Source organism: Stenotrophomonas sp. S4 (assembly GCF_054187805.2).
The window spans coordinates 2,651,173-2,666,213 of record NZ_CM196188.1; the positions used below are offsets into that span (position 1 = coordinate 2,651,173).

The 15,041-nt window shown below is 67.1% G+C and carries 18 protein-coding genes; 15 read left to right on the plus strand and 3 right to left on the minus strand.

Features of this window, described 5'->3' with window-relative positions; genetic code table 11:
- The first annotated feature begins 13 nt into the window (after window positions 1-13).
- The 4 genes from ACUZUJ_RS12405 (at window position 14) to ACUZUJ_RS12420 (ending at window position 2,417) form a co-directional block, all read left to right on the plus strand.
- The gene (locus ACUZUJ_RS12405) at window positions 14-343 is read left to right on the plus strand and encodes an ArsR/SmtB family transcription factor (RefSeq protein WP_458220929.1); all 330 of its coding nucleotides are present in this window, start codon (window positions 14-16) and stop codon (window positions 341-343) included.
- A 15-nt stretch (window positions 344-358) separates the two neighbouring features.
- Entirely contained in the window at window positions 359-862 is a 504-nt protein-coding gene (locus ACUZUJ_RS12410; RefSeq protein ID WP_197588457.1) for an arsenate reductase ArsC, read from the plus strand.
- A 14-nt stretch (window positions 863-876) separates the two neighbouring features.
- Window positions 877-1,908, plus strand: coding sequence for an ACR3 family arsenite efflux transporter (gene arsB, locus ACUZUJ_RS12415; RefSeq protein WP_458220932.1), 1,032 nt, complete (start codon window positions 877-879; stop codon window positions 1,906-1,908).
- 161 nt (window positions 1,909-2,069) lie between these two features.
- Complete coding sequence (locus tag ACUZUJ_RS12420) at window positions 2,070-2,417, plus strand: RcnB family protein (RefSeq protein ID WP_032129966.1); 348 nt, start codon at window positions 2,070-2,072, stop codon at window positions 2,415-2,417.
- Window positions 2,418-2,467: 50 nt separating this feature from the next.
- Here ACUZUJ_RS12420 and ACUZUJ_RS12425 read toward each other — a convergent pair whose 3' ends face one another.
- Window positions 2,468-2,785 carry a hypothetical protein gene (locus ACUZUJ_RS12425; RefSeq protein WP_101765607.1) on the minus strand — a complete coding sequence of 106 codons (318 nt, stop codon included), beginning with the start codon at window positions 2,783-2,785 and terminating at the stop codon, window positions 2,468-2,470.
- Between the two features lie 17 nt (window positions 2,786-2,802).
- Window positions 2,803-3,183, minus strand: coding sequence for a hypothetical protein (locus tag ACUZUJ_RS12430; protein ID WP_510468045.1), 381 nt, complete (start codon window positions 3,181-3,183; stop codon window positions 2,803-2,805).
- A gap of 95 nt (window positions 3,184-3,278) precedes the next feature.
- On the opposite strand from ACUZUJ_RS12430, the gene ACUZUJ_RS12435 reads away from it, so the two are divergent.
- From ACUZUJ_RS12435 to ACUZUJ_RS12455, 5 genes are all read left to right on the plus strand, one after another.
- Window positions 3,279-3,473 carry a hypothetical protein gene (locus ACUZUJ_RS12435; protein ID WP_101765609.1) on the plus strand — a complete coding sequence of 65 codons (195 nt, stop codon included), beginning with the start codon at window positions 3,279-3,281 and terminating at the stop codon, window positions 3,471-3,473.
- A complete protein-coding gene (locus ACUZUJ_RS12440; protein ID WP_101765610.1) occupies window positions 3,466-3,912 on the plus strand; it encodes a YbbD-related protein in 447 nt (148 codons plus the stop codon). Before ACUZUJ_RS12435 ends, ACUZUJ_RS12440 begins: the two co-directional genes overlap by 8 nt.
- A gap of 35 nt (window positions 3,913-3,947) precedes the next feature.
- Window positions 3,948-4,478, plus strand: coding sequence for a nuclear transport factor 2 family protein (locus ACUZUJ_RS12445; protein ID WP_101765611.1), 531 nt, complete (start codon window positions 3,948-3,950; stop codon window positions 4,476-4,478).
- Window positions 4,475-5,155 (plus strand): hypothetical protein, encoded by a 681-nt coding sequence (locus ACUZUJ_RS12450; protein WP_259337391.1) that lies wholly within the window; start codon window positions 4,475-4,477, stop codon window positions 5,153-5,155. Before ACUZUJ_RS12445 ends, ACUZUJ_RS12450 begins: the two co-directional genes overlap by 4 nt.
- An 82-nt stretch (window positions 5,156-5,237) precedes the next feature.
- Entirely contained in the window at window positions 5,238-5,630 is a 393-nt protein-coding gene (locus tag ACUZUJ_RS12455; RefSeq protein ID WP_012511296.1) for a diacylglycerol kinase, read from the plus strand.
- A 50-nt stretch (window positions 5,631-5,680) separates the two neighbouring features.
- On the opposite strand, the gene ACUZUJ_RS12460 is transcribed toward ACUZUJ_RS12455, so the two are convergent.
- Window positions 5,681-6,601 carry a M14 family metallopeptidase gene (locus ACUZUJ_RS12460; protein ID WP_006371858.1) on the minus strand — a complete coding sequence of 307 codons (921 nt, stop codon included), beginning with the start codon at window positions 6,599-6,601 and terminating at the stop codon, window positions 5,681-5,683.
- Window positions 6,602-6,745: 144 nt separating this feature from the next.
- On the opposite strand from ACUZUJ_RS12460, the gene ACUZUJ_RS12465 reads away from it, so the two are divergent.
- The 6 genes from ACUZUJ_RS12465 to ACUZUJ_RS12490 all read left to right on the plus strand — a co-directional run bounded on the left by ACUZUJ_RS12465 (window position 6,746) and on the right by ACUZUJ_RS12490 (window position 14,790).
- The gene (locus ACUZUJ_RS12465; protein ID WP_458220927.1) at window positions 6,746-7,399 is read left to right on the plus strand and encodes a DUF3348 family protein; all 654 of its coding nucleotides are present in this window, start codon (window positions 6,746-6,748) and stop codon (window positions 7,397-7,399) included.
- A 10-nt stretch (window positions 7,400-7,409) separates the two neighbouring features.
- Entirely contained in the window at window positions 7,410-9,674 is a 2,265-nt protein-coding gene (locus ACUZUJ_RS12470) for a DUF802 domain-containing protein (protein WP_458220926.1), read from the plus strand.
- A complete protein-coding gene (locus tag ACUZUJ_RS12475; RefSeq protein WP_458220925.1) occupies window positions 9,671-10,309 on the plus strand; it encodes an OmpA family protein in 639 nt (212 codons plus the stop codon). The genes ACUZUJ_RS12470 and ACUZUJ_RS12475 overlap by 4 nt, the downstream gene beginning before the upstream one ends.
- On the plus strand, window positions 10,227-10,676 hold the full coding sequence (locus tag ACUZUJ_RS12480) for a DUF2894 domain-containing protein (protein ID WP_458220924.1): 450 nt from the start codon (window positions 10,227-10,229) through the stop codon (window positions 10,674-10,676). The genes ACUZUJ_RS12475 and ACUZUJ_RS12480 overlap by 83 nt, the downstream gene beginning before the upstream one ends.
- A 313-nt stretch (window positions 10,677-10,989) precedes the next feature.
- The gene (locus ACUZUJ_RS12485; RefSeq protein ID WP_458220923.1) at window positions 10,990-13,308 is read left to right on the plus strand and encodes a TonB-dependent receptor; all 2,319 of its coding nucleotides are present in this window, start codon (window positions 10,990-10,992) and stop codon (window positions 13,306-13,308) included.
- Window positions 13,309-13,329: 21 nt separating this feature from the next.
- Window positions 13,330-14,790 carry an esterase-like activity of phytase family protein gene (locus tag ACUZUJ_RS12490; RefSeq protein WP_458220922.1) on the plus strand — a complete coding sequence of 487 codons (1,461 nt, stop codon included), beginning with the start codon at window positions 13,330-13,332 and terminating at the stop codon, window positions 14,788-14,790.
- The last annotated feature ends 251 nt before the right edge of the window (window positions 14,791-15,041 follow it).

Here is a 15,041-nt window from a genome sequence, read left to right on the forward strand (position 1 = left end):
CTATTCTAGAAATATGGAAACATCAAATGCAATCGCTGCGCTCACCGCGCTCGGCCACGCCACCCGCCTGGCAGCCTTCCGCCTGCTGGTCGAAGCCGGCCCATCCGGTCGCATGGCCGGCGACATCGCCACAGCCCTCCAGGTTCCTCCCGCCACCCTCAGCTTCCACCTGAAGGAGCTGGTACAAGCCGGCCTGGTCGAGAGCGAGAGCCAGGGCCGCCACGTCTGCTACCGCGCGAATTTCAGCGCAATGACCAGCCTGATCGAGTACCTCACGCACAACTGCTGCGCCGGTTCGCCCAGCGAACAGTGCGCGCCGTCGGGCAATCCCTGCAGCTGCTGATACGGAAACGCCTTCATGTCCCGCTCCATCCTGTTTCTCTGCACCGGCAACAGCGCCCGCAGCGTGCTGGCCGAAGCCACCCTGCGCGCATGGGGCGGCGACCGCTTCACGGCCTACAGTGCCGGCAGCCACCCGACCGGCCAGGTCAATCCGTTCGCGCTTGCACAGCTGCGCGCAGAAGGCATCCCGGTCGCGGGACTGCGCAGCAAATCCTGGGATGAGTTCGCTGATTCCGCCCCCATGGATCTTGTGATCACCGTCTGCGATGCGGCGGCAGCGGAAGCCTGCCCCGTGGTGTTCGGTGATTTCATCCGCAGCCATTGGGGCCTGCCGGACCCGGCCGAGGCAGAGGGCAGCGATGCCGACAAGGCTGCCGCCTTCGCCCATGCGCATGCCATCGTGAAGGCGCGCGTGCAGGCCCTGCTGGCGCTGCCCGGGCACGTGTGGGAAGACCGCGGAATGCTCCAGCAGGCGCTGGACCAGATCGGCCACCTGCTGCCGGCAGCGCGCACGCCATGAGCACAGCGGCACCCATGGGCCTGTTCGAGCGCCACCTGACGCTCTGGGTCGCGCTGTGCATCATCACCGGCACGCTGCTCGGGCACTTCCTGCCCGGCGCCTTCGCCTCCCTGGCGGCGGCTGAAGTGGCCAAGGTCAACCTGCCGGTGGCGGTGCTGATCTGGCTGATGATCATCCCGATGCTGCTGCGGGTGGATTTCAGTGCGATGCGCCAGCTGGGGCAGCACTGGAAAGGCATCGGGGTGACGCTGTTCATCAACTGGGCGGTGAAGCCGTTCTCGATGGCGCTGCTAGGCTGGCTCTTCCTGCGCCACGTCTTTGCGGACTGGCTGCCCGCCGGCCAGATCGACAGCTACATCGCCGGACTGATCCTGCTGGCGGCCGCGCCGTGCACGGCCATGGTGTTCGTGTGGAGCAATCTGTGCCGCGGCGATGCCAACTTCACGCTGAGCCAGGTGGCACTGAACGACGCGATCATGGTGGTGGCCTATGCGCCGGTGGTGGCGCTGCTGCTCGGGCTTTCGGCCATCACCGTACCGTGGGATACGTTGCTGCTGTCGGTCGGCCTGTACATCGTGGCGCCGGTGCTGCTGGCCGCGTTGCTGCGGCGCTGGATCCTGTCACGCCATGGCCAGCCCGGGCTGCAGGCGGCGCTGCGCCGGCTGGGGCCACTGTCACTGTCGGCCCTGCTGCTGACGCTGGTGCTGCTGTTCGGGTTCCAGGGCCAGCAGATCGTGCAGCAGCCGCTGGTGATCGCATTGATCGCGGTCCCGATCCTGATCCAGGTCTATTTCACCTCCGGCCTGGCCTACCTGCTCAACCGGCGCCTGGGTGTGGCGCATTGCGTGGCCGGGCCGTCGGCGCTGATCGGCGCCAGCAACTTCTTCGAACTGGCGGTTGCGACGGCCGTGGGCCTGTTCGGTGTCCACTCCGGTGCGGCGCTGGCTACGGTGGTGGGGGTGCTGATTGAAGTCCCCGTGATGCTTTCGGTGGTGAAGATCGTGAACCGGTCACGCAACTGGTATGAGGCGCGCGAGCGCGCCTGAGGCGGCCATGCCGGAGGCGGCGGCGTCGCGCCCGAGCCGCCAGTTGCAGCGCAGTGGAAAGCGCCCTGCTGCGAAGGTGACAGTTCAGAAGTCCGTTCACGTTCATTGATCCATACTCCACGGCACCACGCCGCATGCAGCGGCAAAGCCCGGAGGTTGCGATGAACACTGCACGCCTGTTCGCCATTGCGTTGACCACGGCTGCCGCACTGGCCGCGGCACCCGCCTTCGCCGATCCGCCGCACCATGCGCGCGGCAACGGGCCACCGCCGCACGCCGGTGGCCCGCACAACCGTGATGCACCGCCGCCGGGCTGGCAGAAGAAGGCCTGGCGTCGCGGCGAGCGCCTGCCATGGGCGGAAGTGGACCGCCGCTACTGGGTGGACGACTACGCGCGCTATCACCTGCGCGAGCCGGGCCGCGACCGGCGTTGGGTGCGCCAGTCCGATAACGAGTACCTGTTGGTGGAGATCGCCACCGGTTTGATCATCGACGCGCTGCATCGCTGAAGCGACTTCCAGCGTCTCCACACGCGGCGAATTACCCCGGTGCAGACACCTTACGACCGGGGCCGACCCGATCGGCGGTGCTTGCGCTCACGGCGCCGCACCTGCTTGCGAGGCGGCCCGGCATTCATGCCGGGCCGCAGTGCGATACTCCCGCTCATAAGCGCCGCAGCAAAGAGCCCCGTCGCCACCAGTATTTCGAATCCCCGATCACCAAAGAGCAGGCGGATCGATATCTCCAGTGAGCACAGCCTGCCGCAGCGAAGGCCCTGTTCGTTGAAGCCATAGATGAGCACCAGTACGCCCATCAGCCCGCACAACGCCATCAGGGCCAGGCTTGCGATGAAGATGAAAGGTCGATGGATGCGCATGCGCTCGTCGCGGTCTTCTAGGGCGATGTCCAGCGCGACGTTGCGAGCACGCGATCGGAAGCATCCAGCTCCACCGACCAGGCTTCGGTATCCAGGCCCAGCCGGTTCTCATACCACCATCGCTGCGCACAGCGACCACTGCATCCCCTGCTGGCATAGCGGCTGAAGGGAGCACCGGCGTGCTCCACCACGTCAGGCTGCCCCAGCGCCCGAACGACCTGTGCCCTGCCCGCCCCGACCGGAACCGAGGCAAGCGCATGGGAATGCCACGCCGAGATTGCCGAGCAACCGGCAATGTACGCCACGAACAGGCCGGCAAGCCCCCACATCAGTGTCTTCATTGACGGATCCCCTCCTGCGCCGCGCGCCCGCGCATCATCCGCGCAGACCTTCTTCAACGTCAAACCTCGGCAAGCGGGCCTGTTGCAGCGCCCTGCATCCGTGCTAGCGTGCGCCGACCGATGATTCAGGATGAACACAGGGACGCCCGTCGATGGCAGGCAAGAGCCGGAAGGACAGGATTGCGCAGGATATCGGCCTGTTCATGCAGCAGTACACGCGCAAGGCGCAGCGCCATACCGAACCCAACGACCGGCCGTACGATCGGAAACTGGAAGAGCGGCTCAAGCGCTTGCCACCGGAAGAACTGGGTAGGCTGCTTTCCGGAGAAGAGGACGACGATGACTAGCCCCGCCGGAATAGCCAGGCGCGCGATCGTCGTGACATTCTGTAGCGTGCTGTGCGCCTGCGGACTGGTGATGGACAGTTCGTTCGACACCCAGCAGCAGGCCATCGACGCCGACATGGTGAACAAGGGATGGATTCCCAGCTGGGTGCCCCACGAGGCAACCGACCTGCGCGAGGTGCACGACCTCGACTCAAACACCAGCGCGCTGGCCTTTACCAAGCCCCCTGCGATACCACTGCAGCTGCCTGCGGATTGCCAGGCAACCACATTCAACAACAGCGATCCTGTTGCGTTCGATCGATACTGGTGGCCTGGCAACGCGACGCTCAGCGCGTCGTACCGCGTCTTTCACTGCGCGCCCGAATCCGGAAAATCAGTCTTCGTCGCCATCAACAGGACCGAAGACCACGTGCTTTTCTGGCGAACTTACGCGCGGTGATGCGTTAGCGCCACCTCACTCCTCCCCAGGACCCCATGATGCCCAACGCACGTGCACGCTTCGCCGCCCTCGCCCTTTTGCTCCCGGCGTGCCTGCCGGCATACGCCGCGCAGAACGCACCCGCCGACGTCAAGGCGATCGAACAGGTGGTCGAGTCCTTCCGCACCTCGCTGATCAACAAGGACAAGCCGACCTACATGGGCCTGTTCTTCTCGGACAAACCGGAAGACATCGGCTGGCAGTACGTCTCCGAGGATGTGCGCCTGCAGGACATCCGCAAGGCCAAGCCCGATGCGATCAAGGCGCGGCGGATTCCCGCCAACAACTTCATCGCACTGATCGACGGGGCGGTGGCCTCGCCGAAACCGAAGGAGGAGACATTCTCCAACACGAAGATCGAGACGGATGGCGATGTAGCCTCGGTGTCGTTTGACTACAGCTTCCACGACGATGGAGTGAAGACCAACTGGGGCAAGGAAATGTGGCAGCTGATCCGCACCGAACAGGGCTGGAAGATCTTCTCGGTGATCTATTCGATCCGCGATTCACGCAGCCCGGCCGAATGAGTGATCTGTCAGACTGGTACCCACCGTCCGTCCATGCCAGCCAGACCCCGATGACCCGGATTGCCGACCTCAACGCCGACCAGCTCGCCCACCACGCGCTCAACATCTTCATCGCCCAGGGCCGCCACGTGGAAGGCGCCCGCGTGATCTACCGGGCGTTGCAGCTGGATCCAGACCATCCCGGCGCCCTGCGCTGCCTGAGCGATTTCCTGGCCCACGAAGGCACCGAACCGTTCGCAGCGGCCACGCTGGAACACGCCCTGTCCGGTGCCGTACCACTGAATGACGGTGCGCGCCGGATGCTGGATGACCTCCGTTTCCTCGACATCTGGTCCTGGGGGTTTTCGCGGCACGTCTCCGGCGAAGCCAACCTCAGCGGCGACGCCTTCCAGCAGCGCGAGGACTTCGTCTTCGATGGGCCGGCCTATGCGGCCTTCCTCAATACGGTCACCGAGCCGGCCGGATCGCTGCAGGGCGCCTTCCAGGCGGCCGTCCGCATCTGCGGGCTGATGTCCGGCCTGCTGCGCCATGCGGAGAAGGACAATCCGGCGTTCGATGACGTGCTGCGATCCTCCGCCTTCGTCGAGACCGAGGCGTACCCGGCATGGCTGGCCTCGCCGACGGATGATCTGGATGCCCTCGACCAGGCCATCCAGGCGCAGCGCCAGGCCGGCTGAAGGAAAATCCAACGGGCGTCCGACGCTTTCCCGACGCCCGCCTGCCCATCCTGTCGTGAGGTCAATTCATGGCAGGACCGGCATGCAGCCACCTCACCCCAGGGACAGCGGCAAGTACCCGCACGGCAAGACCGGGATTCGCCGCATCTTCCATACGCTGATCCATTCGCGCGATGGCTTCATCGCCACCTTCCGTGGCGAAGCGGCCTTCCGGCAGCTGTTGCTGCTGCATGCACTGTTGATCGCCACCGCGTTCCTGCTGGACATCAGTCGGGTCGAACGCGCCGTGGTGCTGGCAGTCTGCTTCATCAGCCTGCTGGTGGAACTGCTCAACTCGGCCATCGAAGCGGTGGTCGACCGCATCTCGCTTGACCACCACCCACTGTCCAAGAACGCCAAGGACATGGGCAGCGCCGCACAGACCACCGCACTGCTGATGGTCGGCACAGTGTGGGGGGTGATCCTGCTGGGCTAGCGCACGCCCGAGCCGCCGGGCATGACCCGGCGCTACCTCGTGTTGATGCGTTACTGCGTGGCCAGGGCGAAATCCAGACCCGCACACACCGCCGCCACCTGGGCGTCGTTGCATTCCTGCGGGTTGGTGCGCGGGCTGTCCGGGTAGACCTCGGTGGTGGTGGCAAAGCGCGCGTCGGTGAAGCCGGCGCAGGCGCCGATCGAGCGCGATTCGCCCCAGACCACGCCCGGCGACTGCAGCGGCAGGCCGACCAGGTTGCCCTCGGCGTCGGCCGGGGCGATATGGGTGACCGGGGCCACGGCGGTGATCAGTGCCTTCTGGAACTCGGCCTGCGGGTCTTCGCTGTTGCCGATCACGTAGAAGCCATCCGGAATGGTGTCGCGCTCGAACGGCTTGCCGTCGCGGGCGCAGCGCGCCGGATCGAACTCGTGCAGGTCGCTGTCGGTGGTCTCGTGCAGGTCCAGGTGCACCAGCAGGTTCGGCTTGCGCTCGGCCACCCAGCGCATCAGCGCGGCGGCTTCCTCGATCTGGCCGCCGTCTCGGAAGCTGCGGTTCGGGTCGATGGCATCCGGGTTCCAGCGCTGGATGCGCTCGTAGCCCCACGGGCTGACGCACGGCGCCACGATCAGGTTCAACCGGCCCAGGTAACGCTCGGCCTGCTGTTCAAGGAACTGCAGGGCGCCATGCACGCCGCTGGTCTCGTAGCCATGCACGCCGCCGGTGATCAGCGCGGTCGGCAGCGCCGGGTTCCAGTCGTGGTTGACCACGGCGAACAGCGGGTAATGGTCCGGCGCGTAGTCGAGCTGGCCGTACTGGATCACGTCGAAGCTGTCGTCCAGGCGTTCAAGCGCGGCCACCACGTCGTCGTGGTAGCTGCGCTGGCGCTGCTGGCGGGCCCGCCACTGTGCGCGTTCCGCGTCGCCCCAGGGCTGTCCGGGGGTGCCGATCGGGTAGAACTGCGCAACAGTCATGGGGTACTCCAAGGGTCGAACGGATGGGTGCAGCCGGACATTCTAAGCCCTGTCGCGCCTGCGGGTACCCTCCCCCGGCCCCGCCTTCATCCAGGCCGGGTCATCTGGTTGTAAAATCAACGGTTTTTGGCCCCTCACCCCTTGATGGCGAACGCAGCGCAGCCGGTCCTGGGTGGACCGGAATTCCTCCGCCTGCTCGCCCGTCTCAGCGACGGCGCGATGCCGGCCACCAGTCCCGCCCTGACCGATCGCCTCGGCCAGTGGGTGGACTGGAGCCGCGCCGTGGCCCTGTCCGGCGCGCTCGGCGGACGTCTGCCCGAGCCGGGCGAGGCCGCCGAAGCGGCCGGGGATGTGCTGGACGACTGCGCCCAGGCCCACGCCAGCCTGCTGGTCTCGATCCGCGAGGATGCCGAGGCCGAGCGCCTGCTGGACCTGGCCGAAGCCGCCGCCGCACCCAATTTCGCCTCGTTGCGCCAGCGCTACCGGGTGCTGCAGCAGGCCATCCAGACCGCCACCGGGCGCCTGCGCGGCCGCCTGCGCGACCAGCTGGTGCAGGTTTCACCCGAGCTGGCACGGCTGGCCGAGGTCGATGCGGTGATGGAACAGACCCTCACCCCGCGCGAGCACAGCCTGCTGGCCACTGCGCCGGCGGTGCTCGGCGCCCGTTTTGAACGCGTGCACGGCCAGCCCGGCTGGCGCGCGGCCTTCCGCCATGACATGCGCACCCTGCTGCTTGCCGAGCTGCAGCTGCGCTTCCACCCGATCGAAGGGCTGCAAGACGCCCTGCGCTCCCACTGACCGGAACACCATGTCCAGAACTGCTTTCCATGTCGTTGTTTTCCTTGTCGGCCTGCTGGCCGTGTGCTGGATCGGCATTGGCTACGTTTCGGTGCATCCGCTGGGTGCAGCGGTGGCGGCGATCATCGCGGCCTGCTACATCACCGGCGGCGTGGAGCTGTACCGTTACCGCCAGGCCAGCAACGGCCTGCGCAGCGCACTGAGTGACCTGTCCAGCGCGAAGGAGAGCCTTGCCCCCTGGCTGGAACGCGTGCCGATGGGCCTGCGCAACGCCGTGCGCCTGCGCGTGGAAGGCGAGCGCACCGCGCTGCCCGCGCCGGTACTGACCCCGTACCTGGTTGGCCTGTTGGTGCTGCTGGGCATGCTCGGCACCCTGCTGGGCATGATGGACACCCTGCGCGGCACCGGCCTGGCCCTGCAGAGCGCGACCGACATGGCCGCCATCCGCGGCTCGCTGGCGTCGCCGGTACAGGGTCTGGCGGTGGCATTCGGCACCTCGATCGCCGGTGTGGCGAGCTCGGCCATGCTCGGCCTGCTGGCAGCGCTGCTGCGCCGTGACCGCCTGCAGGCCGTGCAGCAGCTGGACCGTGCCATTGCCGGCGACCTGCACCCGTACTCGCAGGCCTGGCAGCGCGCCGAATCGCTGCGACTGCTGCAGGCACAGTCCGCCGCGCTGCCGGCGCTGGTTGACCGCCTGCAGGCGATGACCAGCACCTTCGAACAGCACAGTGCGGCCGCCAATGAGCGCCTGCTGGCCGGCCAGGCCGAGTTCCTGACCCAGAGCCAGGCGCTGCAGGAACGCCTGGCGGTCTCGCTGCAGCAGTCGCTGCGCGAAGGCGCCGAGGCCAGCGCCGCCGCCATCGGTGGCGCGCTGCAGCCGATGGCCGAAACCACGCTGGCCGGCCTGGCCCACCATGGTGAGGCGCTGCATGCCCGTGTCGAGCAGGCGGTGCAGCAGCAGCTGGCCGGCCTGAGCGACGGTTTCGAACGCAGCCGCGTCGCCACCGAAGCCAGCTGGGCCAAGGTGGTGAGCGAGCAGACCCAGGCACAACAGGCACTGGTGGGCGATCTGCGCCAGCACCTGCAGGCCTTCAGCGATGGCCAGGCCACGCATGCCGAAGCGCTGGTCACACGTATCGGCGAGCGCCTGCAGGCCGATGCACAGGACAATGCGGAGGCCTTGCGTGCCGCCGCCGAACAGCAGCAGGCCCTGAACAGCGCGCTGGTCGAACGCCAGCAGCAGGCGTTGCTGGCGGCCAGCGAGCATCTGGACGCGCGTGCGCAGGCGCTGCTGCAGGCACTGGAAAAGCACCACAGCGCCAGCCAGGCGCTGCTGCAGGATCACGAATTGCAGCGTTCGCAGGATTGGCAGGCCGCGCAGGCCGCCGCCGCCACCGCGCACGCCGAACTGCAGGCCCGCCTGGACAGCCGCGAGCAGCAGCGCCAGGCGCGCTGGGATACGGTCAGTGCCGAACTGCAGCAGGCCCACGCCGCGCTGCAGGCCCAGCTGCAGGCCGGCGACGAACAGCGCCTGCAGCGCTGGAGCGATGCCCTGCAGCATGTTTCCACCGATCTGGCCGAGCGCCTGCAGGCCAACGGCGAACGCCTGGCCACCCAGCAGCAGCAGGTCTGCGACACGCTGGCAGCAACCGCGCAGCAGATCGGCGAGAACGGTCGCGCCCAGGCCAGCGCCACGCTGGCCGAAGTGTCCACCCTGCTGCAGACCGCCGCCGCTGCGCCGAAGGCCGCCGCCGACGTCATCAACGAGCTGCGCAGCACGCTCTCCGAGAGCCTGGTGCGCGACAACGCGATGCTGGAAGAGCGCGGCCGCCTGCTGGCCACCGTGCAGACCCTGCTGGATGCGATCAATCACGCTTCGCACGAGCAGCGCACCGCGGTGGACGCGCTGGTCGGCGGTTCGGCCGAGCTGCTGGAACGCGTCGGCAACCGCTTCACCGACCATATCGCCGCCGAGACCGGCAAGCTGGATGGCATTGCCGCAGCGCTCAGCGGCAGCGCGGGCGACGTTGGCCAGCTGGCCGGCGCCTTCGGTGAGGCGGTCGCGCAGTTCGGCAGCGCCTCCACCGAGTTGTCCGGCCGCCTGGAACAGATCGGCGGCGCACTGGATGCCTCGCTGTCCCGCAGCGACGAGCAGCTGGCCTACTACGTGGCGCAGGCACGCGAGGTGGTCGACCTCAGCCTGCTGTCGCAGAAGCAGGTGATGGAAGAACTGCAGCAGCTGGCCGTGCGCCGCGGCAAGGCCGGCAGCGCATGAGCGACGAGCTGGAGGTCGACGGCGGTTCGCACGCCCCGATCTGGGCCGCCTTTGGCGACCTGATGTCGGTGCTGCTGGGTGCGTTCGTGCTGATACTGGTCGGTGTGGTCGCCGTGCAGCTGGAGCTGTCGCAGCGGCTGGACCAGGAAGTGAAGCAGCGCCAGGCCGAAGCCAAGCGCCTGCAGACCCTGGAACGAGCGCTGGCCGGCCCGTTGGCCGCCGGTCGCGTGACCCTGGTCGATGGCCGCATCGGCATCAGTGGCAGCGTGTTGTTTGCGCTGAACTCCGACCAGCTGCAGCCGGAAGGCCAGGAGCTGCTGCGCAGCCTGGCCGCACCGCTCGCCGCCTACCTGGGCACGCGCGAAGAGATCCTGATGGTCAGCGGCTTCACCGATGACGCGCCGGTGCGCGAAGGCAACCGTCGCTTTGCCGACAACTGGGAGCTGTCCGCACAGCGATCGCTGACCGTGACCCGCACCCTGATCGCCGATGGCGTACCGGCCGACGCGGTGTTCGCCGCCGCGTTCGGCAGCGAGCAGCCGGTCAGCTCCAATGCCAGCGAAGACGGCCGCGCGCGCAACCGGCGCGTGGAAATCGCGCCGATTCCCAAGCCCAAGGCCCCGGATGCCAAGTAAGCCGCCCGCACTGGAAGGCCTGCGCGCACTGGTGCGCGACCTCGATGCGGGGTCGCGCGCGCTGCCGCATTATCCGCAGGTGCCGATGCTGGCGCAGGTACAGGGCGAGTGGTCGGAGCTGCGCAGCGAGCTGCAGGTGCGCCGTTCGCTGCGCACCGAAGCCCCGGCCGACGGCGGCCCGCTGAACTCGGCGGTGCTGGTGCAGCGCATGCTGGACACCATGCAGGCAACCAGCCCCGGTTACCTGCGTCACTTCATCGACTACGTGGACACCCTGTCCTGGTTGCAGGCGCTGCAGGATGGCGCCGCCAGCGGCAGTGATACCGCGAAGCCGAAGCGAACGCGCAAGCCGCGCAACGCGGGTTGATCGCGCGTTGATGCCGACCTCGTTCGGCCCCCCTGGATACGACAATCCTGTTCCGCGCTCCTGGTAGATGCCAACCTTGGTTGGCGCTCCACCAAACATACCGCGCATGCCAACCAAGGTTGGCATCTACCAATGCACGCGTCGGTATGCACGCGTGTAGCGGTGTCACCAGACAGTCATCTGTCTAGCGCACCATTTTCACGTTGACCCACGGCGTCTGCAGCGCCCGCCGGTCGCATCGGTTGCCTCCCCTTTTGAACTCCATGAGCTCCGCGCCCGTGCGGTGGCTCGTGCCTGCCTGAGTGTCCGTAACATGACGAAGACTTTGTTGGCCGCTGCGCTGTCGATCGCGCTCGCTCCCGCGGCCTGGGCGCAGGATGCTGCCCCGACCTCCAGCACGCCCTCCGCCACCAACCTCGATGCGGTCTCTGTGATCGGCAGCGGTGAAGCGCGCCAGGTGCAGCGCATCACCCGCGAGAACCTCGACATCCTGCCGCCGGGCACCAGCCTGCAGAAGACGCTCAACCTGCTGCCGGGCGTCAACGCGCAGTCGGCCGATGCACTGGGCACCAACGAGCAGTCGATGACCCTCAGCCTGCGCGGCTTCAACTCCACCCGCCTCGGCTACACGCTGGACGGTGTGCCGCTGGGCGATGGTGCGTACAACAACTACAACGGCCTGACCATCAACCGTGCGCTGATCAGCGAGAACATGGCCGGCGCCGAACTGGCGGTGGGCATCGGCAGCCTCGGCACGCCGTCCACCAGCAACCTCGGCGGCACCATTTCCTATACCTCCGACCGCCCGGCGCAGGAACTCGGCGGCCGCGTGGTGCAGACCTTCGGCAGCGATGCCAACCGCCGCACCTTCGTGCGCGTGGACAGCGGCGAGTACAACGGCTTCTCCGGCTACGTTTCCGGCATGAATGCCGTCTCCGATCTGTGGAACGACCAGACCGCCTACAACAGATCCACCACCAAACAGTTCAACGCCAAGGGCGTGTGGAACTTTGGCCGCGGCCAGATCACCGGTTTCGTCGATACCTCGCGCACCACCCAGGCCGACTACTTCTACCTGTCCAAGGACGAGATGTCGCGTGGCCTCGGTTGGGACTGGGGCGGCTACGCGCCGGACTGGAACAAGGCGGTGGCCAAGGCCTACTGCAACACCGCCAGCTTCAATGCGAAGAAGTGCGACAACAGCGGCCCGGACAAGGATGCTGATGGCGCCTTCACCGCCGGCCAGATCCTGCGTGACGACAACCTGTACTACCTGGCCGGCGATTTCTTCCTGGCCGATGGTTTCAGCCTGCGCGCCCTGGCCTACCACCACGATGACCGCGGCGAAGGGCACAACTGGAACAGCGGCGCGTGGTCGAACAAGGGCACCGCGCAGGAAGTCCCGATCATCTTCCGCAACACGATCTATACCATCGACCGCGACGGCGGCACGCTGTCCTTCGACTGGGAGCTGGGCGCGCACCGCATCGAAGGCGGCGTCTGGTACGAACGCAACACCAGCAGCGCCGAGCGCTACCAGACCGCCGTGGACGGCCCGCGTGACCTGAGCGGCATGAACACCCTGCCCTCCGATGTAGGCGTGTTCGCCCAGCGCACCCGCTGGAAGACCCATCAGTTCTTCCTGAAGGACACCTGGCGCCTGCTTGATGATCGCCTGACCCTGGAGTTCGGCGCCAAGAGCCCGCACGCCACCTCCGATGCACAGGCACTGCCGGGCGACGCGAAAACGCCAATCTCGCCGACCTCCAACAACCAGTTCGCCACCGGTTCGTTGAAGGCCAGCAAGAATTTCCTGCCCAGCATCGGCGCCAACTTCCGCCTGGCCGAGCACCACGAACTCTTCGCCAGCTATGCCGAGAACATCGCCATGTTCCAGGGCGGCTTCAAGCTGGGCCCGCAGGCGGTCAGCCAGGCTACTTGGAATGCGCAGGGCACCCTGAAGCCGGAGGAATCGCGCTCGCTGGAGGCCGGCTACCGCTTCGTCGCCGATACCCTGCAGGCGTCGATTGCGGCCTACAGCGTGCGCTTCGACAACCGCCTGCTGCAGTACAACCCCTGTGACTCGCGTCAACCGGTCGGCCCGACCTGCGGCAACCGCTTCTACAACGTCGGCGGCGTCGACAGCCGCGGTGCCGAGCTGACCGTGCTGTGGACCCCGAACGAGCACTTCAGCTGGTACACCTCGGCCTCGCTGAACCGTTCGACCTACGCCTCCAACTACGTGCAGGCCGGTGTCGAGCAGCAGATCAAGGGCAAGATCCAGACCGATACGCCCAAGCAGCTGCTGGCCACCGAGATCACCTGGCGCGACAACGGCTGGTTCGCCAGCCTGCGTGGCAAGTACACCGGCGAGCGCTTCTACACCTACACCAACGACCAGGGCTTCGGCGGCTTCACCGTATTCGACCTGGCCGGTGGCTATGACTTCGGCCAGGTCGGCTTCGCCAAGGGCATGCGCCTGTCGTTCAACGTGACCAACCTGACCAACAAGCGCTACGCCAGCAACCTGGATTCGAGCGTGTTCGCGCCCAGCGACCCGGCCGGCAAGCTGTACGTGTTCCATGCCTCGGCACCGCGCCAGGTGTTCGGTACGATCGACCTTCGCTTCTGATCGACCGCCCGGAGTCCACCCATGCTCGCGACCGCCCTGCTGCTGGCCACCCTCTCCGCCAGCGGATACTCCGCACCACATGAGGCCAGTGGTGCGCCGCCACGCACCCTGCAGTTGGGCGGTCGTACCTACGTGGATAAAGGCCTGGTCGCCGCCGGGCGGCTGCCGGCGGGCACGGTGGACTTCCTCGGCGACACGCTGGGCTCGTTCTCGTCGCTGGCGGTGCAGCCTGGCACCTGGAAGCGCACCACCAACGGCTACGAGGGTGTGCTGTGGACACTGCCCGACCGCGGCCGCAACGATCCAGAGGCCGGCCTGTTCTACGACTACACCGGCCGCGTGGAGCGCATGCAGCTGCGCATCGACGTTACCCGTGGAAAGCCCGGTGCGCTCGGTACGCTGACGATGGTGCCGGACAAGGGTGTGGTGCTGAAGGACTTCAACGGGCAGCCGTTCACCGGTGCCGACCCGGGTGAGCACACGATCACCCAGCGCGATGTGGTACTGCCCTCGCCCGCCAGCGGCGCAGGCGCGGGCAAGGTCTCGCTGGATGCCGAGTCGCTGCAGTTCACCGCCGATGGCCACTTCTACATCGGCGACGAGTACACCGCCAACGTCTACTACTTCGATGCGCAGGGTCAGCTGCAGGGTGTGATCGTGGCACCACCGGCGATCCGTCCGCAGCGCGATGGCACGCCGGCGTTTGGTTCACTGGCGCCACCGCAGACCGGCCGACGCAACAACCAGGGCGTGGAAGGCATGGGCCTGTCGCCCGACGGCAGCCGCCTGTTCGTGGCACTGCAGAGCGCCACGCTGCAGGACAGCGCACAGGGCAATGCGGCCGGGCGCATCAACACCCGCGTGCTGGTCTACGACGTGACAGCCTCGCCGACGCCGCAGCAACCGATCGGCCATTACGTGATGGCCCTGCCCGCCTATGCACACGATGGCAAGGGCAAGCTGGACCGCACCGCCGCGCAGAGCGAGCTGCGCGCGCTGGATGCCCACCGCTTCCTGCTGCTGGCTCGCGACGGCAACGGGCTGGGCAAGGATGGCGACGACCCGATCGTCTACAAGTCGGTGCTGCTGGTGGATGTGGCCGAAGCCAGCAACCTGGCCAGCAGCACCTACGAAACCGGCACGACCTCGGTGCTGGCTGATCCAGCGGATACCACGTTGAAGGCAGGCATCGTGCCCGCACGCAGCGACGAACTGCTGAACCTGCTGGACCGCCCGCAGTTGGCCCGTGCCGGGCTGGATCTGGACACCAAGCGCGGCCCGCATGCCGGACTGCTCTCGGAAAAGTGGGAAGCCATGGACGTGCTGCCAGCGCTGGACCCGCAGCATCCGAACGACGTGCTGTTGCTGATCGGCAACGACAACGACTTCATCGCCCGCCACTGCCGCATGCAGGGCCAGGCCTGTGACAGTCCGTACGACAACGACAACCGCGTGCTGGTCTACCGACTGACGCTACCTTGACTGCAACGGGTACTGCCGCAACCGTCTCGCTCGAAAGCCTGGTAGTGCCGGCCGCTGGCCGGCATCACAACCAGGCCGACCACACATGTGGATACTCGCCAATCTGCCCGGCAAGACCAGCGCGGACTGGATTCTCCAGGATGTACAGGGCCTGCCGCGCCAGCGACTCCTCAGCCCTCAACGCAACGGGTAGTGCCGGCCGCTGGCCGGCATCACGCCCAGACCGACCACGCATGTGGGTACTCACCAAT